The following is a 24,744-nucleotide window of genomic DNA, read 5'->3' as shown; positions in this document are numbered from 1 at the left end:
TCCTCTGGGGGGCTGCCGGTGGGGGCGGGCGATCAGGAGACGCCGCTGGTGCCGGGGCCGCGGAAGATGTCCTTGATGGGGCGCTCGGGGATGAGCGGCTGACGGTCGCGCATCGCGTAGTCCTTGCGGAGCGGATGGCCCTGGAACTCCTCGTACAGCAACACGCGGCGCAGGTCCGGGTGTCCCGTGAAACGGATGCCGTAGAAGTCCCAGACGAAGCGCTCCCACCAGTTGGCGCCCTTGAAGATGGGCGTGATGGAGGGCAGCTCCGGGTTGGCCTCGCTCACGCGCACCTTCAGGCGCACGTGCTCGTGACGCGACAGCGAGTAGATGAAGTAGACGACCTCGAAGCGCGGATCATTCTCCGCGAGGTGGAGACGATCCACCGCGTCGATCGAGGTGAAGAGCTTGAAGTCGAGCTCGTTCTTCAGGAACGCGGCGACCTTCGGCAGGTGCTCGGCGTGGATGACGGCCCAGGCGCCGCCAGTGCGGTCGAGGTAGCGCTCCGCCACCGCCTCTGGGAACTGGGCGGTGACCCTGTCCAGTGCGAAAGTGCTCAAGGGGGCCCCAATGCTGGCTATGGAATCCGGCGCGTTATAAGGATGACCCCCGGGGGGCGTCAACGTAATCCCTCAGCCATCCCCGCTACTTACGCGAGGCAGAAGCCCCGGTGGGCCGGAACGGGCATTTCAGGCCGCCGCCCCGCTGCCTCCCCGGGCGCGCGTGGGCCCGGGAATGAAGGTGGAGACGGGCTCGCTCTTGCCGGCCACGGGGGTGGGGGGCAGCTCCTGCCACTGGAAGCCCTCGCCCGCCTGGTCCCGGGTGCTGCGGGAGACGAGCACGGGCGTCCCGAGCCGCTTGGTGAGCTGCTCGATGCGGCTGGCCAGGTTCACCGTGTCGCCGATGGCGGTGTACTCGAGGCGGCGGGCGGTGGAGCCGATGTTGCCGAGCACCACGCGGCCGGTGTGCAGGCCCACCCCCATGCGCAGGCCGGGCTCCCCCCGGGCGAGCCGCTCGCCGTTCACCGCCTCCAGCTCGCGCATCATCTCCAGCGCGCACTCCACGGCCCGCCGGGCGTGCTCCGGCTCGGGCAGGGGGGCGCCGAAGTACACCATGAGTGCGTCCCCGATGAACTTGTCGAGCGTGCCACCGTGGCGGAACACCACCTCCACCATGCGGCCGTAGTACTCGTTGAGGATGGCCACCACCGCCTCGGGAGACAGCCGCTCGCTGAGCGCGGTGAAGTCCCGCAGGTCCGCGAAGAGGATTGTCACTTCGCGCAGCTCGGGGGTGGACACCGGCGAGGCCAGGTCCTGCAGGCGCTCGGCCACCGCGGGGGAGAAGTAGCGGCCGAGCTGGGCGCGCTGGAGCTCCTCGTGCGTCAGCTCGGAGACGAGCATGCGGATGCGGTGGAAGAGGTAGTTCGCGGCACCCGCCGTCATCATCAGCACCACCGCCCCCACCAGGCGCGCGCCCACGCCGATGGAGGCCTCGGCCTGCAGATACCACTCGGCCAGGGCCGCCACGCCCGTCACGGTGAACGTCACCGTGCGGCGCAGCGACAGGGCGGAGATGACGATGAGCGCGGTGTAGATACCCAGGGTGAAGCCGGCCACGCCTCCGGGAGAAGGGGAGACGGGGATGGCCAGGTGCTGCAGCCAGTAGATGGCCGGCGCGTCCACCACCGCCAGGGACAGTCCGGCCCAGCTCGCCACGAGCGCCGAGCGCAGCACACCCACCAGTGTGGCCACGGTGCACAGCCAGTAGGCCCCCATGGGGACGAGGTACACCTCCCAGTCCGCCAGTCCCTGCACCCGCGCCTGGTACGTGGAGATGGCCAGGATGGCGGACACGCCCAGCAGGCGCACCAGCGCCAGCCGCTCGGCGTTGTGCCGCCGTTCGGCCTCGATGGCCTTGCCCACCGGCTCCCTCAGGAACTCGGAGAGCGAAGCGCGTCTCTGCCTGGACTCGTCCACTCGGTCTCGGCCGTGTTGGGGGTGTACGCGCATCCTCGCACGTACCCCCGGGTGTGTGCACATCCGGTGCAAAAGCGAGGGCCCCGCCACCTCCGAGGAGGTTCGCGGGGCCCGGGGCCGGCACCAGCGGTGCGCGGCTGCCTACTTGGTGAGGTTGTACTGGCCGGCCAGCAGATCGTGCGGGGCCGGAGCGCGGTGACCGGCCTTGTGCGTCTGGTTGCCGATCTTGTCCTGCAGCAGCTTGAGACCGTCGAGCACCTGCTCGGGGCGCGGCGGGCAGCCGGGGATGTAGACGTCCACCGGGATGACGCGGTCGATGCCCTGTAGCACCGCGTAGTTGTCGTAGAAGCCACCGGACGAGGCGCACACGCCGAAGGCGACGACCCACTTGGGCTCGCACATCTGCTCGTAGACGCGCTTGAGGATGGGGGCCTGCTTGAGGTTGATGGTGCCGATCACCATCAGCATGTCGGCCTGGCGCGGAGAGAACCGGGGGAACTCGGCGCCGAAGCGGGCGATGTCGTGGCGGGCCGCGGACACGGACATGAATTCCATGCCGCAGCACGCGGTGGCGAACGGGTAGGTGAAGAGCGAGTACTTGCGCGCCCAGCCCAGGCCCTTGGAGACCATCCGCTCGAAGAAGCCCATCGCGTCATCGCGGCGGGTGGTCAGTACGGGGGCGATATCGGATTCAGCCATGGTCGTTTCTCAGTGCTCCCACTCGAGAGCACCCTTCTTCCAGATATAGATAAGGCCCACCACGAGGGTCGCCGCGAAAACCAGCATCTCCACGTAGCCGAACCAGCCGAGCGCCTGGAAGTTCACCGCCCAGGGGTACAGGAACACCGCCTCGACGTCGAACACGATGAAGAGGAGGGCCACCACGTAGAACTTCACCGCGAAGCGCTGGCGCGCGGGACCGCTGCTCTCGGAGCCGGCCTCGAAGGCCGTGGACTTGATGGAGCTCGGACGCCTGGGGCCCAGCATGGAGGCCAGCTGCACGATGACGAGCGCCAGCACGCCCGCCAGCAGCAGCACGACGGCCAGCGGCAGGTAGGAGGCGAGGGGGTTGGTCGTGGGATCCATTTCGCGGCGGACCCTAGGGACACAAGGGGGCCGTGTCAATGGGGAAGCCCGGAGATCCAACCCCTGGACATGACAGTGGAAAGCCGGTGGAGGAGCCTGTCTCCCCGCCTGCTCCTCCGCGAGCGGCCAGGGGGCGGGGGTTTGACGCTCCGCACACGGGACGCCTAGGGTCACACCCTGGCGCGCCCGCGACAACCGGGGGCGCTTTTCCCGATCGATACAGGAGAGAGCCCGAGCATGTGGGGTCGGCTCAGTTTGCGCTGGCAGGTGGCGTTCGCGGTGCTGGTTCCCAGCCTCGCCCTGGCCCTGTTCAGCAGCGTCTACTTCCCGAAGCAGCAGGAGGAAGTCGGGCTGGGGAAACTCGAGGATCGCGCGAAGGCCGTGGGGATGCTCGCCTCGGATGGGATCGCGCTCCTGATGGAGCAGGGCGAGCCCATGTCGAAGGCGTCCTCGGGGGCCCAGAGCGCGGAGACGTGGGAGATGAAGCAGCTCACGCGCATCTTCGACCGGGTGGAGCAGTCGGGCTCCGTGTCCTTCCAGGCGTTGCTGGCGAGCGATGGCACGGTGATGTTCGATCGCGGCCCCGTCCCGCAGGGGCTCAAGCGCGCGTTGAAGGCAGGCCCGGGCTGCGAGACGATGGATCTGCAGGATGCGCCGGTGGCGTACTGCTCCCTGCCGGATGGCCGTGTCTACGCGGTGGGCATGGACGCCGCCAAGGTGAGGGCGGAGGCGGGCGCCACGCGTATGCCGAGCTTCATGGCGTACCTGGGGGCCACGGTGGTGGGCCTGTTCATCGCGTTCTTCATCGGGCGGGCCATCGCCGAGCCGGTGACGCGCATGACACAGGCGGCGCACGAGGTGGCGCAGGGCGACGTGTCCCTCAGCGAGGTGGACGTGGCCTCGGCGGGAGAGGTGCGGCTGATGGCGCACTCCTTCAACGAGATGCTGGGCACGCTGCGCGGCACGGTGACGGAGCTGCTGGCGCGGCTGGAGCAGCTCTCCAGCGCCTCGCGGGGGCTGACGGGAGCGTCCGCGGATCAGGAGCACGTCATCAGCCAGCAGGCGGCGTACGCGCAGCAGATCGCCGCGACCTTCGAGGAGCTGAGCCGCACGGCGGAACAGATCTCCAGCTCCACCGAGGTGGTGGAGTCCAGCGCGCGGCGCACGCACGAGGCGGTGGCCGAGGCGATGGCGGTGGTGGCGCAGGTGGTGGCGGGCATCAACGACATCCGCATGGAGTCCAAGGGCGTGGCGGACGCCATCGTGGGCCTCAACCAGGATCTGCAACAGGTGTCGAAGATCGCCCAGGTCATCAACCAGGTGGCGGAGCGTTCGGACCTGCTGGCGCTGAACGCGGCGCTGGAGGGCACGAAGGCGGGCGAGGTGGGGCGGGGCTTCTCGCTGGTGGCGGCGGAGATGCGCAAGCTGGCGGAGAACGTGTCGGCCTCGGCGCGGGACATCGCGCGCATCGTGGAGAAGGTGCAGGACTCGGGCAACGAGGCGGCCACCAAGGCGCGCGTGGGCATGGCCACGAGCGACCGCGGCGTGGAGGTGGCGGAGCAGGCCTCGGCGGTGTTCCAGCGCATCGTCGAGCTGGCGCGCGGCACGAGCGAGGCGGCGCGGCAGATCACCATCGCGACGCGGCAGCAGCGTCAGTCCAGCGAGCAGGCGGTGCAGGGGGCGCGCAACGTGGCGGAGCTGGTGAAGCAGGGCGTGGACGCGACGGGTCGCACCACGCGCATCGCGCAGGATCTCCAGAACGTGGCGGACAGCCTCACGGTGCTGACCGCCAGGTTCAAGGTGGCGCGCGACCGCTGACCTCCCTCTCCCTCTGGGAGAGGGGCGGGGTGAGGGTCGGCGGACGTCAGGCCCGGACCATCTCGATGTGCGTCTTCTTCGGAGGCTGCCCGAAGGGGAGATACCGCAGCTTGGGAGGAGCCGTTCCCGGAGCGAGCTGGGGCCTCAGTCCCCGGCGCGCCATCTCCCGAGCGAACGCCGTGGCGAACTGCACCACCTCCATCCAGGCCAGGTGGTAGCCCAGGCAGAAGTGGGGGCCGCCTCCGAACGTCGCGATGTCGATGGCCGACGGGGGCGAGCGCCTCCCCAGCCAGCGCGAGGGATCGAACCGCTCCGGCTCGGGGAAGAGCGCCGGGTCGTAGCCGTAGGTGCCAATGGGGATGGTGATCATCGTGCCGCGCGGCACCCGCTTGCCGTAGAGCTCCAGGTCTTCGTTGGCCTGGCGCGCCGTCAACGACACGGGCGGATACAGCCGCAGCACCTCGCGGAAGATCGCCTCCGCGAAGGGATGACGCTTGAGATCCTCGGGCGAGCGGGGCAGGCCCGGCGCCGCCACCGACTCCTCCCGCAGCTTCTCCCAGAGGTCGGGCCGCTGGGCGAGCACGATGCCCAGCCACGCCATCACCGACGCGGACGTCTCGTGGCCCGCCAGGGCCAGCAGGCGCAGGTTCTGGATGAGATCCTCATCCCCAAGCGCCTTCCCTTCCTCATCACGCGCCGCCAGCAGCGCCGAGAGCGTGCCCGGCATGTCCGGCCTTCCCCGCGCCGCGGTGATCAGCTTGGAGAAGCGGGAATCGAGCCAGATCCGTCCCTTCCGGGCGCGCCGGGCCGGCGAGAAGGGCAGATCCATCTTGAAGGGCAGGGCCCCGAGGATGAACTCGCGGTAGTTCTCGTTCCAGGCCCCCAGCTCGCTCCGGTCGATGCCCATGACGCGGAAGATGACGTCGAGCGCGAGCCTCTGGGTGTGGGAGAGCAGGGAGAAGGCGCCCTGCGAGGGAAGACCGGCCACGCAGGCCTCGACGACCTCGGCGGAGATGGCCGCGGCCCCACTGGACGTCAGGCCCCGGGGCGTGAAGGGCCCGCTCATGGCCGAGCGCAGGTTGCGGTGGGGCACGCCATCCCGGGACAGCAGCGAGTCACCGACGAAGTCCGGCGACTGCTCGCGGATGAACTCGCTGCTGGTCACCCGGTTCTTGAGCAGCTCGAAGCCGGGCTCTCCCATGCAGACCAGCGTCAGCCTGTCGCCGATGCCCCGCGTCCAGAACAGCGGACCGGCCTTCCTGGCCGCGTTGCGCAGGAACGTGAGGGTGTCGCCGATGTTGAACAGCGTATGTCCCACCAGGGGCAGAGCGCCGGGGAGGATGGGAATCCCGTCCCGGTGGGTCTCCTTCTGCGGCAGGCGGAAGAGCAGGTTCGTCGCGGTTTCCATGTAAACCGGAATTCTGGACGAGGGCCTTTTCTTCCGTCAAGCGGACACTTTCCAAGTGGTAAGAACTCCTCACACCCGGAAGCGTTCGTCTAACCCGGCCGTGAACCCTGGCTCGTGGCGCGGGCGCGCAGCTTCGCGAAGTTCTCCGGCGGGGTGGTGGAGTCACCCGGGCGTTTCCCCGGCGTCACCTGCTCTCCATGGAAGTCGCTGCCCCCGGTGGGCACCAGGTCGAACTCCCTGGCGAACTTCAGGTACTTCTCCTGCACGCTCGGGTTGTGGTCCGAGTGCAGCGCCTCCAATCCATCCAGCCCCGCCTTGGCCAGCATGCGAATCTCGTGGCGCTCCAGCTTCGAGCTGCCCGGGTGCGCCACCGTCGCCGTGCCCCCCGCGCGGTGGATGAGCTTGATGGCGTCCTCGCCGTCCAGCTTGAACCGCTCCACCCAGGCCGCCCTGCCCGCGCCCAGGAACCGGTCGAAGGCCTCCTTCATGTCCAGACACCAGCCCCGGTCCACCAGCACCCGCGCCAGGTGCGGCCTGCCCAACTGCGCATTCCCCGACACCGCCCGGACGTCCTCCATCCGCACCGGGAAGCCCAGCCGCCGCATCTGCTCCACCATTCGCTCCATCCGCTGCTCGCGCTCCACCCGCAGCCGCGCCGCGTAGCTGGCCAGCTCCGGGAAGTCCCGCCGCAGGAAGTGCCCCAGGATGTGCACCTCTCGCTTCAGCACGAACGCCGACAGCTCGATGCCCGGCACCAGCTCCACCCCGTGCGCCCTCGCCGCCTCCTCCGCCTCCGCCAGCCCCGCCACCGTGTCGTGGTCCGTCACCGCCAGGGCCGTCACCCCCGCGCTCGCCGCCAGGGCCAGCAGCTCGGCGGGCGAGTGTTGGCCATCACTCGCGGTGGTGTGGGAATGCAGATCGATCACGGCTTGCTCCAAGGTGCTCGGGTTGAAAGGTCCGCTTACGACCCATAGGATGTGGGATAAACCTGGGACTCATCGACGGCGACCGCAATGCAGCAGCACCCATTCCAGATTTCCCGGAAGATCGAATACGGCATGCGGGCCATGATCTTCCTGGCTTCGCAGCCGATGGAGCGCATGGTTCCCTTCCGGGAGATAGCCCGCCGGATGGATGTACCAGAGGACTTCCTGGCGAAGATCCTCAAGACGCTCGTGGAGCGCAACATGGTTCGCTCCACGCGGGGGGCGCACGGAGGGTACGCGCTCGCCCGGCCCGCGCGCGAGATTTCCTTCCTGGACGTCATCGAGGCCGTCGAGGGCCCGGTGGTGGTCAACGTCTGCCAGGACGGCAGCAACCATGACTCGTGCAAGGCCACCGGCAGCTGCACCATGTACGGGGTGTGGAAGCTGGGCCAGCAGCGGATGCTCGAGGTCTACCGCCACACCACGCTGGACCGGCTGGCGATGAGCGACCTGCGTGTGCCCGAGCCGGCGCCCGAGGCCCCCGCGCGTCCGCCCGCCGAATCGCGCTGAGCGCAGGAGGGCAGTGCCATGGCGAAGGACGACACCATCGAGAACCGCGTCTACCTCTTCGATTCACTGGCGAGCAGCTACATCTCCGCCGCCTCGGAGCTGCTGTCCTCCGAGGACGAGGCGGTGCGCGCCCGGGCGATGCGGGCGCTGGCGGACCTGGCGTACCTCTCGTGCGTCATCGCGGACACCGGGCACCTGTCGCCCGAGCAGGTGCGTCAGCGCGTGCTGGGCGCCGCCGAGCCGGCCCCGCCCGAGCGTGACGCGGACGACAGGAACGGCAAGGGGAAGAAGCGCAAGTAAACCGGTGCTCCCCTCGGCGGGCGGGCGGTGGTAGATCGCGCGCCATGGCCAAGACCCCCTCGAACAGCAAGAAGAACCTGCGCGCCCACTATTCGGGCGCTCGCAAGGCGGATCCGCGTCCCATCACCGGCAAGGAGTCGCCCACCGAGCTGCTGGAGCACGCCTTCTCCGCCTACGTGGGACGTCAGGAGCGCACCGCGTTCGAGCTGATGCGCCGCTCCATGGAGGTGGATGCCTCCATCTTCCTCACGCTCTCGGGCGCGATGACTCCGGCGGGTCTTCACCAGAGCTGCATCATCCCCCTCATCGAGAAGGGCGTCATCTCGGCGCTCACCACCACGGGCGCCAACCTCTACCACGACGCCCACCGCATCATCGGCCACGCCATCCGCGAGGTGAACCCCAACGCGGGTGACCTCCAGTACCGCCTGGCCCGCATCATCCGCATCTACGACCTGGGCTTCTGGGAGGAGGCGCTGCTCGACACCGACCGGCTCTTCTCCGCGCTCCTGCGCCGCCCCGAGTTCCAGCGGAAGATGACCACGCCCGAGTTCCACTACCTGCTGGGCAAGAACATCCAGGCCATCGAGAAGCAGCTCGGCGTGAAGCAGCCCTCGCTGCTGTCCACCTGCTACAAGCACGGCGTGCCCATCTTCGTGGGCGCGGTGCAGGACGGCTCCATCTTCCTCAACGCCGTCAAGCTCAAGCGGCTGCTCGGGCCCGAGTTCAAGTTCGAGATCGACATCAACGACGACGTCTATTGGATGGCGGCGCTCCAGCACTACTGCCGCCACCACTTCTCCAACAAGATGGCCATCTGGATCCTCGGCGGTGGCGTGCCCAAGAACTACACGCTGCAGGGCGAGCCGCTGCTGGACCAGATTCTGGGCGTGCCCACCGATGGCTTCGACATCGACGTGCAGTTCTGCGTGGACCCGGTGGACAACGGCGCGCTCTCCAGCTGTCCGGCCGGTGAGGGCCACACCTGGGGCAAGGTGTCCATGGAGGCGGTGGAGGCCGGCTCCATGTACGTGCACACCGACGTCACCGCCGTCTTCCCGTGGCTCACCCACGCGCTGCTGAGCGACTCGAAGATGAAGCGCAAGCCGCGCCGGCTGATGGACGTCATGCAGGAGGCGGTGACCTTCCTCGACAAGGACGTGCAGAAGCGCCGCAAGTCGCTCCTGAAGACGATCGACTGGAGCCCCGACGAGGAGAAGCCCAACCCGGACGAGCACACCGCCTACGTCCGCTGAAGCCGCGTCCCGAGGAGACACGACCATGAGCCAGCCCACCACTCCCCCTACCGGCGTCGTGATGAACGTCGTGAGCGCGCCCGGCTTCACCTGCCGGCTCGAGCACGGCCCGTCCGGCACGAAGATCGCCACCGAGGCCCCCAAGGACAATGGCGGCACCGGCATGTCCTTCTCTCCCACGGACCTCGTGGGCGCGGCGCTCGCCTCCTGCGCGCTGACCACCATGGCGCTGGCGGCCTCGCGCGAGGGGATTCCCTTCGGTGAGGCGAAGGCCCGCGTGGAGAAGCGGATGACGCCTCCGCCGCGTCGCATCGGCGAGCTGGTGCTGGAGATCGACATGCCCGCGGGCCTGTCGGCCGCCCACCGCGCCCGGCTGGAGGAGGTGGCGCACGGCTGCCCGGTCACCCGCAGCCTCCACCCGGACGTGAAGCTGCCGGTGACCTTCCGCTACCCGGATGAGCCCCGGTAGGCGGGAGAAGGCTCGTTCCGCCGCCCGGTCTCCAGACGCCCGGGCGCTGCCTCCTGCGTCGGGGCCCGGGCGTGCCGACCCTGCCTTGGGGTGGGGGCAAGCGCGAGGAGGGCGGCGTGAACGTGGCGCTGTTGAAGATCTACCTGAACGACCATCTGGCGGGCTCGGTCATGGGCCTGGAGCTGGCACGCCGCGCTCGGGCGGAAAACCCGGGCAACTCCGTGGGCGAGTACCTGGATGTCTTCATCGGAGAGCTGCGGGAGGATCGCGGAACGTTGCTGAGCGTGATGTCGGCGCTGGGGCTCGCGCGCGACACGCTGAAGCAGGGTGCCGCCTGGTTGGGTGAGAAGCTGGGACGGCTGAAGCTCAACGGACAGCTCACGGGCTACTCGCCACTGAGCCGGCTGGTGGAGCTGGAAGGGCTGTGCCTGGGCACCGAGGGGCGGCTGTCGATGTGGCGGACGCTGCGGCGGCTGGCGCGCAAGGACGAGCGCCTGGCCCGCTTCGACTTCGCGGCGCTCATCGTCCGGACGGAGCAGCAGCGGCGCACGTTGGAGCGGCTGCGCCAGCAGGCCTCGGAAGAGGCCTTCTTCGAACCGGGAGAGCGCGCCGTGGTTCGCTTCACTCCGGCCCATTCCAACGGGCGGGGGTAGGAGACGGGATTCTGGCGGGGGTTGCGCCTATAAGGTGCCCCCCATGGATTCCAAGTTGCGACAGGTGGTGGAGGCGTTGGTGGAGGAGGGGAAGGTGGCGTGGACCCCCACCAAGCCGAGGCCCGGAGACGAGCCGGGCCCGCGCGAGCTGTTCATCAGCGTGGGCTCGCGAGCCGAGGCCCTGCCGCCCCACCCGCGCATGCTGGCGTGGAAGCTGCCGCAGTGGACCCGGCGCTCGGTGCGCTCCACCACCGAGGCCGTCCTCCACTCCGCCGCCGAGCTCGATGTCCTCTCCCAGGAGCTGCGCCAGGGGCAGCCGGAGGGCTCGCTCGCGCCCCTCACCCTGCGCGTCCACGAGCCGACGCTCGACGTCGTCTGCGCCACGCTGCTGGCCGTATACCGGCTCCTCCACCAGGACTGGCCCGAGGGCGCCGACGCGCTCGGCGCGTACCTGGGTGAGTGGGAGCAGGGCCACACCGAGACGGTGGGCGACTACGAGCGGGCCCTGGGCACGGTGTTCTACGCGGCCCTGAAGCTCTGGCCCTCGCAGGAGGACGGCCGCCCCGCTCGCGAGGTGCTGGAGTTGATGGCCACCGTGCTCCGGACGGTGCGGCTCCCCGCGGAGCTGGCCAGGCTGTCCGAGACGCTCGTCCCCCCGGTCATCTCCCGGCGCCTCAAGGCGGACGCGCTGCTGTACCGCGCCGAGCTGTCGCGCGCCCAGCGCGTGCAGCTCGACATCCCGATTGGCGAGGGGAAGGACGCGTCCGTGCGCCGGGTGGACGCGCTCTTCCTGTCCTCCTTCCAGGACGTCACCGTCCTGCGGTTGCTCGCGCGCAGCGACTCGGAGAACACCCACTACGGCCAGGGCTTCGACTTCATGGCCATCCACATCGCCCGGCAGGAGCAGGCCCGGGCGTGGCACTCCTTCTCCATCACCCCCGAGCGCGCGGGGACGCTCGCGGACCTGGCGGGATGGTTCGACGAGCTCGAGGGGCCGAAGCTGCCGGATGGAACGCCCCGGGCCACGGGGAAGCGGCGCTTCGAGCGCCAGCCCAACGACTACTCGGACCCGTGGTACTCGGACGGCTATGCCAGCCCGGTGGGCCGCTCGACGATGGTGGCGGCTCCGTACTCGGGCACCCGGCTGTCCCGCCGTGAGCTGTGGGAGGCGCTCTGGAGCCGGTTCAACGTGGGACGCAACGTCCACGTCCTCCGGGCGCATACCGTCTTCGCCCGGCCCTTCCTGTGGAGGGGCCCGGCGCCCGACGCGGAGCTCGTGTCCCGAGGCTTCCGCCGCTGCGATCTCTCCAACCAGGGCGGGGCCTTCCACCCCGCGGTGGTCAACTCCTTCCTGGGGGCCACGCACGAGGCGGACGTGCTGCACTACGAGAAGCCCACCGAGGGCCACACCGTCCGCGTCTCCGTCTACCCGAACCGGCTCGTCGTCGTCTGGGTGGAGCGGCCCCGGAAGGCGGCGACCTCGCTGTACACGCTCGTGCAGGAGCAGTCGGCGCTCGTGGAGAGCCGGGAGTTGTGGGAGCTCGAGCCCCTGCGGTGGCTGCCCCCCTGGCTCGCGCCGCTGGGCCCGGAGCGGTGGCTCGTCTACGGCGCCTACCGGATCTCCCGCGGCCGCTCGTCGATGCTGGATGACTCGCGCTCCATGCAGGGGCTCTTCCACGCGCTCGCCTCCGGGACGGAGACCACCCTGGAGAAGCTGCCCTCCGAGGCCGCCGCCGAGAGCCGGCGGGTGCTCCGGGATGCCTCCGGCGAGACGGAGCACTGGCTGACCTCGACGGGCGGTGCGCGGCTCGAGTTCCTCCTGGAGGAGGAGGAGCGCGGCCCGCTGGCGTGCGATCGGGACTTCCTCCTCTTCCTGCTGACGATTGGCCAGAGGTACTCGGCCTTCGAGACCAGCCGGCGCATGGCCGAGGTGGAGCAGCGCTACCGCACCTCGCGCTGGCAGAACCTGCGGCCCGCGCGCAGCGTCCGCTCGGACGTGATGCTGTTCACCAACTCACTGTGGCACACGCGGGTGAGCGAGGATCCGGACATCAACGCGCGCTACCTCGCCTGGCACTCGCTGCACGGGCTGCAGGAGACGGTGGAGGCGATGAGGGACCAGGCCTCGGAGCTGGACCAGTACAAGAGGGATCAGTTCGACCGGATGGTGGGCATCCTGGTGTTCGTCTTCCTGCCGGTCAGCCTGGCCTGCGGCTTCTTCTCCGGCGCGCAGTTCCAGGACATGAGCCCCTCGGTGGGCATCCCCGGAGCCACCACGGGATGGCTCGTCTTCCTGGGCTACACGGCGGCCTTCACGGTGCTCGTCTTCGGGACGGTGTTCCTCGCCCGGATCATGAGCTGGCGCCGGCGCTGACGGGCGAGCGGCCTGGGGCAGGGATGTGAGGGCGGTCACAGCGCGTCCGCTCCGCTTTCGTAGGATGATCGACTCCGGGCGCGAGGAGGAACTGGTTCCCCTCGTGCGCCGGACAACGAAAGAGGAGCGGTCATGAGGATCCGTCATCTCGTGTTTCAGGGGGGAGGGGTGAAGGGAATCGCCTACGTGGGTGCCATCGACGTGCTCGAGCAGCGCGGGCTGATGAGCGATGTCAACTACGTCGCTGGCACCTCGGCGGGATCGATCACCGCGGCCCTGCTGGCGATGGGCGCCACCAGCCAGGACCTGGACCACGTCCTCCGCAACACCTCGTTCTCCTCGTTCATGGATGGCGGCGGGTGGCTCATCGGGGATGCCGTGCGGCTGCTGTCGCACTACGGCCTCTACAAGGGGGATGCGTTCGAGAAGTGGATGCGCCAGCAGATCTCCATGCTGACGGAGCGCGCCACGGGCCGGGCGCAGCCGGACATGACCTTCGGCCAGCTCCGGGCGCTCGCCGCGCAGAAGCCCGGGGTGTTCCGTGAGCTCTACACGGTCAGCACCAACCTGACCCGCCAGATGCCCGAGGTCTTCTCCGCCGAATCGACGCCCGATGTCCCGGTGTACCTGGCCGTCCGGATGTCGATGAGCATTCCCTTCTTCTTCGAGGCGGTGAGCTCCGGTGGCAACTTCTACGTCGACGGGGGCGTGTCTTGGAACTACCCCATCGACCTGTTCGACGGCGTCATCGATCGGCCAGTGATCGGACTGCCTTCGCGCCCCATCTTGACGGCCGTGGCGAACGCCCTCGACATGCGGACGCTCGGGTTCAGCCTCGGCACCGCCGCCCAGATTCAATCCGAGCGCAACGACTGGACGCCCCTGCCGGTGGAGATCTCCAACATGGAGGGGATGGTGAAAGGGCTCTTCAGCTTCATGCTGAACGAGTCCACCCGGCTGCACCTCGACAAGAAGGCACTCGAGCGCACCGTCTTCATCGACAACGCGAACATCCCGACGACGGACTTCGATCTGACGCAGCAGCAGATCGATCTACTCGTGAGCAACGGGCGGGCCGCCACGCTCGCGTTCCTCGACGGGAAGGCGGCGCGCGTGGCGAGCTCCGCGTAGACGGCCCGTGACCCTTGGGCGGCACCGGCGCTCAGCGCTCCAACTGGATGTCGTCGAGCAGGATGGTGTTGCCGTTGCCGCTCAGGGGCTCGAAGGAGAGGCCGTGCACGGCCGACAGGGTGAGCCCGTCGTTGGGCGCGCCCGCAGGCTGCCAGTCCGTCCGCCGGGTGAAGGCGCTCAGGGGCACGCTCACCCACTTCCACCCGACGAAGTCATCCCGGAAGCGGTACTCGAAGCGCTCCGCCGTCGCGAGTCCGCCGCCGTTGTCGCGCAGCTCCAGACGGAAGGGGTCCTGGGTGTTGGTGCCTCGGAACCAGAAGTTCAGATGGCGCGCTCCGCGCCAGTCCCGGGGCGTGTCGAAGGTGCGCGCGACGTTCGGGTGCGATGAGTCCTTGACCCAGTAGCTCATCACGAGCGCCTGCCCCTGATGTCCCTCCTGGTGCCAGGTACTCATCTGGGCCCCCGGGTCGTCCTGCTTCCAGAGCCCGGAGGTCTCGAAGTCCTCCAGCAGCTCGGTCGGCGCGGCCGGGCCGTAGCGGAGCTCGTCGTAGACGGAGGCCAGCGGCGTTCCCGGGTAGGTGAAGTGGCCCATCCAGGACTCGGTCGCGGGGCCGACGCCGGGCCAGAAGTTCACGAGGATTCTTCCGGGCTGCGAGGGCAGGGGTCCGCGAGTCCCCGTCTCGGTGTGGACGCGCTTGCCGTCGACGTACCAATGGATGGCCTCGCGCGTCCACTCGATGCCGTAGGTGTGGAAGTCGTCCGCGGCGTCGAAGGGCAGGTCGATGCCCGTGTCACGCCGCTGCCCGTCGGTGATGTAGCTCGCCTGGAAGCGGCGGGTGTTGAGCCCGACGAAGGCGATGTCGATCTCATCCCAGCGCGTCCACTCGAACGGGCCCGTGGTGATGGCGAACGCCGTCAACGTGCCCGAGGCGTGCGCGGGCCTCATCCGCACCTCGTAGCGCCCGTAACCGTGGAAGCGGGTGGAGGCGAACTCGCCCGAGGCATAGGGCCGGCCAGAGCACCCACCTCCCGTGGAGCACGGCTGGTCGTCGAGCCGCAGCTCCAGCTTCCCACCCGAGAAGCGCACGTGGTCCTCGCGCCAGCCCGCGTTGAAATCCTCGCTGCTGGCCCAGTTGTCCGAGCGGCGCCAACGCGTGGCATCGAACGCGTCGAAGGTGTCATCGAAGGCCGAATAGCCGTTGATCCAGGGGATGGAAGGGGAGGCCCCGATGTCGCCGCTGGGACTCCCCCCACCGTTCGTTCCGGAGTTGCCACCGCCGTCCGTGTTGCTTCCTCCGTCCGTCCCGGTGTTTCCACTTCCACCGCAGCCAGCCAGGGCCAGGCCGATCGCCAACAGCCCCCACTTTATGTTGCGAGCCATGTGTCGCGCTTTCCTCGGGATGCTTGCGGCGACGATTGTACCAAGCAGGGGAGTGTGTCGCTCGGAGCCGGGGTTCGCGCTCCACGTTGTCGCCTGGAACCGCGCCCTGTGAGGAGGACGTCACTTCGAGCCGTCGGGTGATGAGCAGCGCGCTCCTTCCTTCCCGAGGAGTTGCCTCCCATGCAGTCGGGCGACCAGTCCCAGGAGATGGGTGGGCCCCGCACGCTAGAATGGCCGGAGCCGAAGGAGGGTCTGTGCAGGGAGAACGTAGCGTGAGTCCTCGGACACTGATGTCGCGTCTGGACATGGTGCGCGTGGCCGCGCTGGTGGCCGTGGTGTTCGCGGTGGTGGTGGCCGTGACGTGGCAGTTCGTCGAACCGGCTCCGCCCAGGAAGGTCGTCATCGCCACCGGTTCCGCCAGCGGCATGTACCACGCGGTGGCCCAGCAGTACGCCGAGCACTTCGCGGCAGCGGGGATCGAGCTCGTCGTCCGGGAGACGGCCGGCTCGCTCGAGAACTACGCGCTGCTGGGCGATCCGGACTCCGGTGTCGATGTCGCCATCGTCCAGGGTGGAACGGCTCCCGTCGACAAGGAGCGCCGGCGGGGACTGGTCTCGCTGGCGAGCCTGTACCTGGAGCCGGTGTGGGTGTTCTACCGGGGAGAGCCCGGACTGGGACGGATCGACCAATTGGCGGGCAAGCGCATCGCGGTCGGAGCGGAGGGCAGTGGCGTGCGGCCGTTGGCCCTGGAGCTGCTGAAAGCGGGCGGAGCGCTGGGCGAGAAGTCCGGCACCACGCTCGTCGACATGGGCGGGGACAAGGCCGTGGCGGCGCTGCGTGAGGGGTCGGTCGACGCGGCCCTCTTCGTCGTGGGGCCCACCGCGCACTTCCTCACCGAGCTGCTGGCCACGCCCGGGGTGCGGTTGATGAGCTTCGAGCAGGCCCACTCCTACGCTCGCCGGTTCCGCTATCTGTCTCCCGTCACGTTGCACCCCGGCTCGTTGGATCTGGCGCACAACCTGCCGGAACGGGACGTGCGGATGGTGGCGCCCGCGGCGGTGCTGGTGGCGCGCAAGAACGTGCATCCCGCCGTGGTCGCGTTGCTGGCCGAGGCCGCGGTCCAGATCCACCGGGGAGGGGATCTGCTCAGCGAGCCCGGGACGTTCCCCAATGACACGCTCACCGAGCTGCCCGTCAACGAGCAGTCGCGGTACTACCTGACGCACGGCCCGGACTTCTTGCGGCGCGTGCTGCCCTTCTGGCTCGCGGCGCTCATCAACCGGTTCGTCGTCCTGCTCGTCCCTCTCTTCGTGGTGCTGGTGCCGCTGTTGCGGCTCACCCCGCCGGTGTATCGCTGGAGCATTCGCTCGCGCATCTACCGCTGGTACGCGCGGCTGCGGGTCATCGATGAGCGCCTGCGCGGCGTGCCCGACCCCGAGCAGGTGCGCAAGGATCTGCAGCTCCTCGAGCAGCTCGATCATGAGATTGGCGGGGTGAAGGTGCCGCTGAGCTACATGGACGAGTTCTACGACCTGCGCCTGCACGTGGACTACATCCGCAACCGGCTGGAGGAGCGGCTCTCGGCGCAGGGTACGCCGCTCGCCCCGGTGGAGGTAAAACACGGCTGACGGGGAGCTGTGGCCACGGCAGCCCGGCAGCCCAGCATTCAGGGATGAGCGGCTTGCCCGCCCCCGCTCCGATGCGGAGCCTCCCGGGTATGGACCCGATCGAGCTCTTGACGCGGCAGCACGAGGAAGCCGAGCTGCTTTTCCAGCAGGTGTCGGTGGCGAAAGGGGAAGAGCGAGCCCAGCTGTTCCACCGTCTCGCCTGGCTGCTCACCCTGCATACGCAGTTGGAAGAGCGGTACTTCTACCCGGAGGTGAAGCTGGCCGAGACGGATGAGCTGGTTCATCACGCCTATGATGACCATGGCGAGGCCAAGGCGTTGATCTCGCAGCTGATCCACCTCGACGTCAGCGACATGCAGTTCGAGCCCGCCCTGGTCCAACTCCGCGCCTCCGTCGAAGCGCACGTCGCCGAGGAGCGCTCCATGCTCTTTCCCCTCGTGCGGCGGCTCCTCTCCGCCGGGCACATCGAGCGGTTGGGCGAAGACCTGGGGCGGGGAATGAATGAGCTGACCCAGCCGGGCGGCCTCCCGACCCTCTCGTCCGAGATCCAGGAGAGCGCGCACTGAGCCAGCTGGAGTCAGTTCTTTCAGGGGTGCTCTTGCAGGAAAGGATGGGGCACCTTCCGGGCGCGCTCCGGACGAACTGGTCTGACTGTCAGACCAGTTGCTCCCGAGCGCGACCGGGACCTCCCTCCTGAAAGGACTTACCCCACCTGGCTTGGACCGCCGTCACGCCAGACGGCCGTAGCCCGACCCGGCCCGGTGTGCCCTCCGTGACACGCCGTGCGGTCGGAGGTTGTCGCCACCCAGGGGGATGCCCAGCGTCTCGCACGCACCAGGGAGGCGCACGATGGCGGTCAGGTGGGGAAGAGCACGGGGGTCCGGCTCGCTCGCGAGCCTCGCGCTGATGGGACTGCTCGCTTGTTCGCGAACGGAGGGCCCGGAGGTGCTGGAGCGGGATTTCGAGGAGCAGCCCTCCTCTCCAGAGCCCCAGCCTTCACCCCCCGTGGAGGGGAGTGACCAGCTCCAAGCTTTCGAACTGCGCGGCACGACTGAGCTGAGGCTCAGTCCCGAAGGGTACTTCGGCAACAGTCTGGCGGTGGCCCCAGATGGCGGCTTCGCCCTCACCGCGGGGCTCGCCGACCCCGAGACCGTTCGCAGCTTCCACCTGGGCCGGTACACGCCCCAGGGGAAGCCCGTGTGGACCCGGACTGTCACCACGGGAGCCGGTTGGTACGGGGGGCAGCTCGCCATCACCTCCGGAGGCGACGTGCTCCTGTGGGCCCACCAGCAGAATGGCGGGGACCTGGGGAGCTCTCCTCTGAGGAGCAATCACCTGCTGGTGCGTTACGCGCCGGACGGGCGTCCCCTCTGGGGACAGGACGCGATGTGCGATGCGGGCCCGTTGAGCCTGGATGCCTCGGGCAGCGTGACGGTGCTCGAAGGGTACTGCGTCCATGAAAATCCACCCGCGGGGGTGCTGCGTTACGACGCCGAGGGCTCACTCGTCTTCCGGAAACAGGCACCGAGCCTGGGCATCGTCGTGTCGGGACAGGTGACGCGGGAAGATGGCACGGCGCTGGCGGGAGGCTCGTCCCCGTGGTCGGATCCGGAAGGGCGCCATGCGGCGTGGAGACAGCTCGGGCCCGACGGCACTCCGCGGGCCTCCGGGGGGCTGAAGGGATTGTCAGGGTACTTCGAGCCCCTGCTCTTCACCCGATCGGGAGACTACCTCGCCCTCGTTCGGGTCTTCGGAGGAGAGAGCACCTTCGCGGGCAAGCCGGTGCAGTGCGTTCCCTCGACGGAGAGCCCCTGCGCGCCCCTGCTGCTGCATGGGAACGTGGATGGACGGGAGGACAGTGTGGCGGTGCTTCCACGCGGCGAGCGCATCCTTTGGGTCTCGCCTTCGGCGGAGGTGGTGACGCTCTCGGGCGATGAGGCGGGGACGGGCAGCATCCTCCGGCGGCGCTCCGCCACCACGGAGCTGCTCGCGACTCATCGTTTGCATGCGGTGGGCGGCGAGGGCCAGTCGGGCGTCAGGGTGGCCCAGGTGGCGCCGCTGCCGGACGGCGCGCTCCTCGTGCTCGGCACGGTGTGGGGTGAGGCCGAGCTGGGAGGGACACGCGTCACGGCGAGCCGCGGCCGCCTCTTCCTGCTGCGCGTGGAACTGTAGCGCGTCAGCTCGAGTCCCTCGATGATGAGCTCAGGGGGCGATTACGGCGTGGAGTTGGCGGGAGCGGGTGGGCCGATCACTCCCATGCGGCCAGTTGTACTCGGTGTAGTCGCAGTCCGTCTTGGTGGCGAAGACGCCCGGGTGTCCGAGCAGCCCGTGTTGACGCGTGTTTCCCGCTCAATACTCGCGGAACGTCGCGTCGCTGCGATCCAGGCTCGTGGAGATGGGCTCCGAGTAGAGCAGGCCGCCGCGATGCCGCATGTAGCTGCCCGGGAAGTTGTAGGTCTCGAAGGAGATCCGCGTGCTGTCCGCCAGTCCGGCGCGCTTCCACCAGGTCGCATCCGCCTGGAACAGCGCCGTGCCGTTGTTGGCGTCCATCCAGATCTGGCCGTCGCGGTGCCGCAGGTAGTAGCCGGGGTAGTTCACGGACTCGATGGAGATCGCCGAGGCGTTCGCCAGACCCGGGACGAGCCTCCACTCCGCGTCTTCCGCGGGCGAGATGAAGTTGCTGATCTTCCCCCGTGAGTCCTGGTGGCGAATGAAATAGCCCTGGAAGGAGGACTCGAAGCGGGAGGGGGCGCGGACCGACAGGTTGTCGAACGTGGCCTGAGCCTCGAAGGTCCTGACGCCCACCGCTCCGGACACGAAGGTGGCATCCGTCACGGAGATGCGGGGCGTCACCATGTCATCGACGTAGACCTTCAAGGAGGAGCCCACGGCCACCACGCGCAGATGCCGCGTGGGATTCGTGGAGGTGGGAATCGCCACGGCCGACAGGACGGTCCAGCCGCCATCCGCCCGGCCCAGGACCACGGTGTTGGCATTGATGCCGGCGTAATAGCCCTGATAGGCATCCGGGCCGATCGCCAACCGGCTGGCGCGGAACACCAGTCCCGCGTTGCCAGTGGCTCCCGGGGAGACATCGGCGTCGTAGGTGAAGTTGGAGAACTGGGGGCCGTAGGCCACGGCCTTGGCCCCCGGGTTGGCCGCGACGGTCAGCTTGCCACTGGAGACGGACCAGGCGCCCCCGTAGGTCTGCCAGCCATTGGCGTTGCCATCCGTGAAGTCATCCGAGAAGGGGACATCCCATCGGACCGTCTTGGCGATGAACGGCGCCAGAAGGTTGGCGATCTTCACATGGCCACTGTCGGACGGGTGGAGGTTGTCGTTAGGGCTGTAGTCCGAGGTGCCGACCGTGACCCAGCCCGTGGTGTCCACGTAGGCCAGGCGGGTGTCTCCCGCGGAGATGCGGGTATTGACGGCCGCTACCGTGGACGCGGCCTTGTACCCGCCGAAGGGGCGCACCGCGAAGAGCCAGGCACTGGGGTAGCGCGCCCGGAGGTCCTGCAGGAACGTGGTGTAGGTGGCCTGGAAGGTGGCGTCGGAGACTCCGAAGTTGTGGTCGTTGGTGCCCAGGTTGATGACCACGGCATCGGGCTGGTACCGGCTGAAGTCCCACGCGGGCGAGGACGGATAGTCCACGGTCTGCAGCTTGAAGTATTGCTGGCTCATCCCGAGGCTGTTCGGAGAGGAGCATTTGACTCCGTTCTGCAGACAGATTCCGGAGTAGGCGATCTGCGTGTGGTCGGCGTTGAGGATCTCCCCCACGCGCCACGCGTAATCACTCAGGGCCCACTCGCTCAGCGCGCAGCAGCCCGCGGTGATGGAGTCCCCGATGAACTCGATGCGATGGGCCCGGGCAGCGGGCGCCTGTGTGGTCGCCCCGGCGTCCAGCACCAGTCCCTGGAACTGCATGACATCGAACTCGGAGTGGACGGCGACCCGCAGGGTGTGGACCCCCGCGGCCAGCGGCGTGGGCGTCAGATTGACGGTCCCGGTGGCGCCGGGAAGGTCGACGTCGGGCCTGCCATCGATGCTGAAATGCAGGTGGGCGGCCGCGGCGAGCCGGAGCCGCACGCTCGTACCCGTGAAGTTGACCCGGAAGTAGGCGCCCGACCAGTAGCTCTTGTAGGCGTTGGCGACGCTCTTGTCCCATCGCCCGACGTACACGATGTTGGTGTCGGAGGGGTTGCCATCTCCGGTGGCGGCGGATGCGGTGGGAAGGAAGCCGGGCAGCAGGCTCCAGAGCAGCAAGAGCAGCGCGGGCCCGGGGAAGGCGAATCCTGTTCGGCGGAAGAGGGGTCGGGTCATGCTCGACACCTTAAACTGATATTCCGTGGATTGCCCGAATTCGGCCCCTCGCGTTCCAAGAGAAAGCCCCGCGACACCTGAGGGTGCCCGGGGCTCTCGCTACAGCTGTTGTGCGCTACGTCTGGCTCAGGTGCCGGTGGGCGGCACGGGGGCCTTGCCGCCGGGAGCGCCCGCGTCCTGCGGCACCAGGCGCAGCTGCTGCCCGTGGCCCGCGACGAAGGACGCGTCCACCTCGCGCTCCAGGTACGTGTAGCCCGTCAGGCCTTCCTCGTACAAACGCAGCAGCTGGCGCGACTCGTCCAGCGTCAGCCGGCCGTTGCGCAGCGCCACCTCGGTGGACTTGCGCAGCTTCGCCACCAGGTCGTCCTTGTTGTAGCTCACGTAGTTGAGCACCTCGGTCACCGTGTCGCCCTCCACCACGTGGTCGATCAGGTAACCCCCGTTCGGCGCCAGCGACACCTGCACCGCGTGCGTGTCTCCGAAGAGGTTGTGCAGGTCTCCCAGGATCTCCTGGTACGCGCCCACCAGGAAGATGCCCAGGTAGTAGTCATCGTTGTTGAGCGGGTGGAGCTCGAGTGCGTCCTTCACCTCGCGCTTGTCGATGAAGTGGTCGATCTTCCCGTCCGAGTCACACGTGATGTCCGCCAGCACCGCCTGCCGCGACGGCCGCTCGTTGAGCCGGTGGATGGGCATGATGGGGAAGAGCTGGTCGATCGCCCAGGAGTCCGGCAGCGACTGGAACACCGAGAAGTTGCAGAAGTAGGTGTCCGACAGCTGCTTCTCCAGCGCCTCGAGCTCCTCGGGGACCTCGCCCGACTCACGCGCGATCCGCATGATCTTGTGGCAGAGCGCCCAGAAGATGTTCTCCGCCATCACCCGCTGCTCCAGCGACAGGTGTCCCAGGGAGAAGAGCGTCAGGGTCTCTTCCTTGTAGTCCTGGGCGTCGTGGTAGGCCTCCAGCAGGTTCTTGTTCGTCACGTCCTTGAAGGTGGCCATCAGGTTGCGCACCACCGAGGGCGCCTTGTCGTCCGCCTTCTCCGGCACGCTCACCGGATCGAACTCGCTGGTGCCCAGCACGTCCACCACCAGCACCGCGTGGTGCGCCACCACGGCGCGGCCCGACTCGGACACCAGGTTGGGGTGCGCCACACCCGCGCTGTCACACGCCTCCATCACGGAGAACACCACGTCGTTGGCGTACTCCTCCGTGGTGTAGTTCATGGACGAGGTGAAGTTCGTCTGCGAGCCGTCATAGTCCACGCCCAGGCCGCCGCCCACGTCCAGGTACTTCAGCGGAGCCCCCAGGCGCGCCACCTCCACGTAGAAGCGGCCCACCTCGCGCAACGCGTTCTTCACGTTGCGGATGTTGGAGATCTGGCTTCCCAGGTGGAAGTGCAGCAGCTCGAAGCACGGCAGCAGTCCCGTCTCCTTCATGAAGCCGATGGCGCTCATCAGCTCCGAGGAGGACAGGCCGAACTTGGAGCGGTCTCCGCCCGAGGCCTCCCATTTGCCGGCCCCGCGGGTGGACAGCTTCACCCGCATGCCCAGCCGCGGCTGGATGCCCGTCTTGCGCGCCACCTCGGCGATGAGCGGCAGCTCCGAGGGCTTCTCCACCACGAGAATCACCTTGCGGCCCAGGCGCGAGAAGCGCAGCGCCGTCTCGACGTACTCCTCGTCCTTGTAGCCGTTGCAGATGACGAGCGCGTCTTCCTGGTCCAGCAGCGCCATCACCGCCAGCAGCTCCGGCTTGCTCCCGGCCTCCAGGCCGTAGCCGAACTGCTTGCCGGTCTCGACGATGGTCTCCGCCACGTACCGGTGCTGGTTCACCTTGATGGGGTAGACGCCCTGGTACAGGCCCTTGTAGTTGTGCTCGGCGATGGCCTTGCGGAACGCCTGGTTCAGGTGGATCACCCGGTGGCGCAGCACGTCCGTGAAACGGATCAGCAACGGCAGGCCGATACCCCGGCGCCGCACCTCGTCCACCAGCTCCTTCAGGTCCATGTTCGGAGCCGAGGGACCGTCCGGGTGGACGCACACGTGACCCTTCTCGTTGACGCCGAAGTAGGGCGAGCCCCAGTTGCGGATACCGTACGTCTCTTGGGCGTCGGCGATGGTCCAGCGGTGCGGAGGGGTGTTCGGTGGCATCGGCGTTCCTGCTCTCCCGGTCTATGGGTGGACTTGCTGCAACAACGATTGACGCGGGAAGTATCGGGAATCCCCCCGCCATTCAACTCCTGGTTGAGGGGCAGGCAGGCGAACGGCCCCAGCGGCTCCCCCCTTCTCTGCGCCGTGGGTGGGCTGTCCTCCATCGGATTCCTACCCTTCCCCCAAGGAGGTCCGAGAGCCCGTATGGAGCCAAGGGGAGGGTACATGGAGTCATCCGCACGCAGGGACTCGCCGTTGATGACCCCGAGGGAGATTTACGAGCGGCTCGACAGGTACGTCATCGGGCAGGACGCGGCCAAGCGGGCCGTGGCCATCGCGGCCCACAACCATCTCAAGCGCGTCCAGGCGCGCCGGATGCGACGCACCTCGCTGCTCAAGAAGTCCAACATCCTGCTCATCGGGCCGACGGGAAGCGGGAAGACCCACATCGCCCGCAACCTGGCGGAGATCCTCTCCGTGCCGTTCACCACCGTGGACGCCACCGAGTACACGGAGGCCGGGTACTACGGGAAGGACGTGGAGGTGATGGTGGCCGACCTGCTCTTCAAGGCCAACCACTCCGTCGAGGACACCCAGCGGGGCATCATCTTCATCGACGAGGTGGACAAGATCGCCCGGCGCTCCCAGGGCGCCCGCAACGGGGCGGGCAGCCGGGACATCGGCGGCGAGGGAGTTCAGCAAGCGCTCCTCAAGCTGCTCGAGGGCCGCGAGGTCTTCGTCCCCATGAATGTCACCCAGGCGTGGAATCGCGGTGACTTCGTGCCCATCGACACCCGGGACATCCTCTTCATCTGCGCGGGCACCTTCTCCGACCTGCACGAGTACGGCGGCAACGTCGACTCTCGGCCCCTGGGCTTCGGCGCCCAGGAGCCCTCCAAGGTGCGCCGGCGCATCACCACCAAGCAACTGGTGGACTTCGGCATGCTCGCCGAGTTCCTCGGACGCCTGCCGGTGGTGGTGCAGTTGGATCTGCTCGGCGAGCCGGAGCTGCTGCGCGTGCTCACCGAGCCCCCGGACTCCATCGTCCGGGAGTTCCGGGAGCTGCTGGGGCTCGACGGCATCGAGCTGGAGATCACCGAGGGCGCCCTGCGCGAGGTGGTGCGCTTCTCCGTGGACAAGGGCCTGGGGGCTCGCGGTCTGCGCTCCATCCTCGAGCACGTCATGGCGGACGTGATGTTCGAGGCCCCGGAGCACCGCCGCCGCGACATCACCGTGGACGATGGCTTCGTCCGGGCCCGTCTGTCGGGGCTGGAGGCGGGCGCCAGCCTGGGCGTCTGAG

General features: G+C 68.5%; 21 protein-coding genes. 12 read left to right on the top strand and 9 right to left on the bottom strand.

Going from position 1 to position 24,744, the window contains the following annotated elements; translation table 11 throughout:
• Positions 1–32 precede the first annotated feature (32 nt).
• The 4 genes from JRI60_RS33905 to JRI60_RS33890 all read right to left on the bottom strand — a co-directional run bounded on the left by JRI60_RS33905 (position 33) and on the right by JRI60_RS33890 (position 3,062).
• Positions 33–545, bottom strand: coding sequence for an NADH-quinone oxidoreductase subunit C (locus JRI60_RS33905; protein ID WP_204229209.1), 513 nt, complete (start codon positions 543–545; stop codon positions 33–35).
• A 144-nt stretch (positions 546–689) separates the two neighbouring features.
• Positions 690–1,976 (bottom strand): adenylate/guanylate cyclase domain-containing protein, encoded by a 1,287-nt coding sequence (locus JRI60_RS33900; RefSeq protein ID WP_239469862.1) that lies wholly within the window; start codon positions 1,974–1,976, stop codon positions 690–692.
• A gap of 141 nt (positions 1,977–2,117) precedes the next feature.
• A complete protein-coding gene (locus tag JRI60_RS33895; RefSeq protein WP_204220065.1) occupies positions 2,118–2,675 on the bottom strand; it encodes an NADH-quinone oxidoreductase subunit B in 558 nt (185 codons plus the stop codon).
• Between the two features lie 9 nt (positions 2,676–2,684).
• Positions 2,685–3,062, bottom strand: coding sequence for an NADH-quinone oxidoreductase subunit A (locus tag JRI60_RS33890; RefSeq protein ID WP_204220064.1), 378 nt, complete (start codon positions 3,060–3,062; stop codon positions 2,685–2,687).
• 237 nt (positions 3,063–3,299) lie between these two features.
• On the opposite strand from JRI60_RS33890, the gene JRI60_RS33885 reads away from it, so the two are divergent.
• On the top strand, positions 3,300–4,880 hold the full coding sequence (locus tag JRI60_RS33885) for a methyl-accepting chemotaxis protein (RefSeq protein ID WP_204220063.1): 1,581 nt from the start codon (positions 3,300–3,302) through the stop codon (positions 4,878–4,880).
• A gap of 46 nt (positions 4,881–4,926) precedes the next feature.
• On the opposite strand, the gene JRI60_RS33880 is transcribed toward JRI60_RS33885, so the two are convergent.
• Positions 4,927–6,288 carry a cytochrome P450 gene (locus JRI60_RS33880; protein WP_204220062.1) on the bottom strand — a complete coding sequence of 454 codons (1,362 nt, stop codon included), beginning with the start codon at positions 6,286–6,288 and terminating at the stop codon, positions 4,927–4,929.
• An 89-nt stretch (positions 6,289–6,377) separates the two neighbouring features.
• Positions 6,378–7,214 carry a PHP domain-containing protein gene (locus JRI60_RS33875; RefSeq protein ID WP_204220061.1) on the bottom strand — a complete coding sequence of 279 codons (837 nt, stop codon included), beginning with the start codon at positions 7,212–7,214 and terminating at the stop codon, positions 6,378–6,380.
• Positions 7,215–7,301: 87 nt separating this feature from the next.
• Between JRI60_RS33875 and JRI60_RS33870 the strand changes: the two genes are divergently transcribed.
• From JRI60_RS33870 to JRI60_RS33840, 7 genes are all read left to right on the top strand, one after another.
• On the top strand, positions 7,302–7,784 hold the full coding sequence (locus JRI60_RS33870) for an RrF2 family transcriptional regulator (protein ID WP_204220060.1): 483 nt from the start codon (positions 7,302–7,304) through the stop codon (positions 7,782–7,784).
• A gap of 18 nt (positions 7,785–7,802) precedes the next feature.
• Positions 7,803–8,084, top strand: coding sequence for a hypothetical protein (locus JRI60_RS33865; protein WP_204220059.1), 282 nt, complete (start codon positions 7,803–7,805; stop codon positions 8,082–8,084).
• Positions 8,085–8,128: 44 nt separating this feature from the next.
• The gene (locus tag JRI60_RS33860; RefSeq protein ID WP_204220058.1) at positions 8,129–9,340 is read left to right on the top strand and encodes a deoxyhypusine synthase family protein; all 1,212 of its coding nucleotides are present in this window, start codon (positions 8,129–8,131) and stop codon (positions 9,338–9,340) included.
• Between the two features lie 25 nt (positions 9,341–9,365).
• Entirely contained in the window at positions 9,366–9,809 is a 444-nt protein-coding gene (locus tag JRI60_RS33855; RefSeq protein ID WP_204220057.1) for an OsmC family protein, read from the top strand.
• Between the two features lie 71 nt (positions 9,810–9,880).
• The gene (locus JRI60_RS33850; protein WP_239469861.1) at positions 9,881–10,462 is read left to right on the top strand and encodes a hypothetical protein; all 582 of its coding nucleotides are present in this window, start codon (positions 9,881–9,883) and stop codon (positions 10,460–10,462) included.
• 43 nt (positions 10,463–10,505) lie between these two features.
• Positions 10,506–12,836 carry a hypothetical protein gene (locus JRI60_RS33845; RefSeq protein WP_204220056.1) on the top strand — a complete coding sequence of 777 codons (2,331 nt, stop codon included), beginning with the start codon at positions 10,506–10,508 and terminating at the stop codon, positions 12,834–12,836.
• 132 nt (positions 12,837–12,968) lie between these two features.
• Positions 12,969–13,967 (top strand): patatin-like phospholipase family protein, encoded by a 999-nt coding sequence (locus JRI60_RS33840; RefSeq protein WP_204220055.1) that lies wholly within the window; start codon positions 12,969–12,971, stop codon positions 13,965–13,967.
• Between the two features lie 31 nt (positions 13,968–13,998).
• Here JRI60_RS33840 and JRI60_RS33835 read toward each other — a convergent pair whose 3' ends face one another.
• Complete coding sequence (locus JRI60_RS33835; protein ID WP_204220054.1) at positions 13,999–15,348, bottom strand: family 16 glycosylhydrolase; 1,350 nt, start codon at positions 15,346–15,348, stop codon at positions 13,999–14,001.
• A gap of 272 nt (positions 15,349–15,620) precedes the next feature.
• Between JRI60_RS33835 and JRI60_RS33830 the strand changes: the two genes are divergently transcribed.
• From JRI60_RS33830 to JRI60_RS33820, 3 genes are all read left to right on the top strand, one after another.
• A complete protein-coding gene (locus JRI60_RS33830; RefSeq protein WP_204220053.1) occupies positions 15,621–16,976 on the top strand; it encodes a TAXI family TRAP transporter solute-binding subunit in 1,356 nt (451 codons plus the stop codon).
• Positions 16,977–17,065: 89 nt separating this feature from the next.
• Entirely contained in the window at positions 17,066–17,542 is a 477-nt protein-coding gene (locus JRI60_RS33825; protein ID WP_204220052.1) for a hemerythrin domain-containing protein, read from the top strand.
• Positions 17,543–17,825: 283 nt separating this feature from the next.
• Complete coding sequence (locus tag JRI60_RS33820) at positions 17,826–19,148, top strand: hypothetical protein (RefSeq protein WP_204220051.1); 1,323 nt, start codon at positions 17,826–17,828, stop codon at positions 19,146–19,148.
• A gap of 177 nt (positions 19,149–19,325) precedes the next feature.
• On the opposite strand, the gene JRI60_RS33815 is transcribed toward JRI60_RS33820, so the two are convergent.
• Both JRI60_RS33815 and speA read right to left on the bottom strand, forming a co-directional pair.
• Positions 19,326–21,299 (bottom strand): AbfB domain-containing protein, encoded by a 1,974-nt coding sequence (locus tag JRI60_RS33815; RefSeq protein WP_204220050.1) that lies wholly within the window; start codon positions 21,297–21,299, stop codon positions 19,326–19,328.
• Between the two features lie 126 nt (positions 21,300–21,425).
• Positions 21,426–23,444 (bottom strand): biosynthetic arginine decarboxylase, encoded by a 2,019-nt coding sequence (gene speA, locus JRI60_RS33810; protein WP_204220049.1) that lies wholly within the window; start codon positions 23,442–23,444, stop codon positions 21,426–21,428.
• 225 nt (positions 23,445–23,669) lie between these two features.
• Here speA and clpX point away from each other — a divergent pair, with 225 nt between their 5' ends.
• Positions 23,670–24,743, top strand: a complete 1,074-nt coding sequence (gene clpX, locus JRI60_RS33805) for an ATP-dependent Clp protease ATP-binding subunit ClpX (protein ID WP_204220048.1) — start codon at positions 23,670–23,672, stop codon at positions 24,741–24,743.
• Position 24,744: the final 1 nt, after the last annotated feature.

Source organism: Archangium violaceum, assembly GCF_016887565.1.
Classification (GTDB): Bacteria; Myxococcota; Myxococcia; order Myxococcales; family Myxococcaceae; genus Archangium; species Archangium violaceum_B.
The sequence above is the reverse complement of the archived record's forward strand: the minus strand, read 5'-3'. Positions and strand labels throughout refer to the sequence as shown.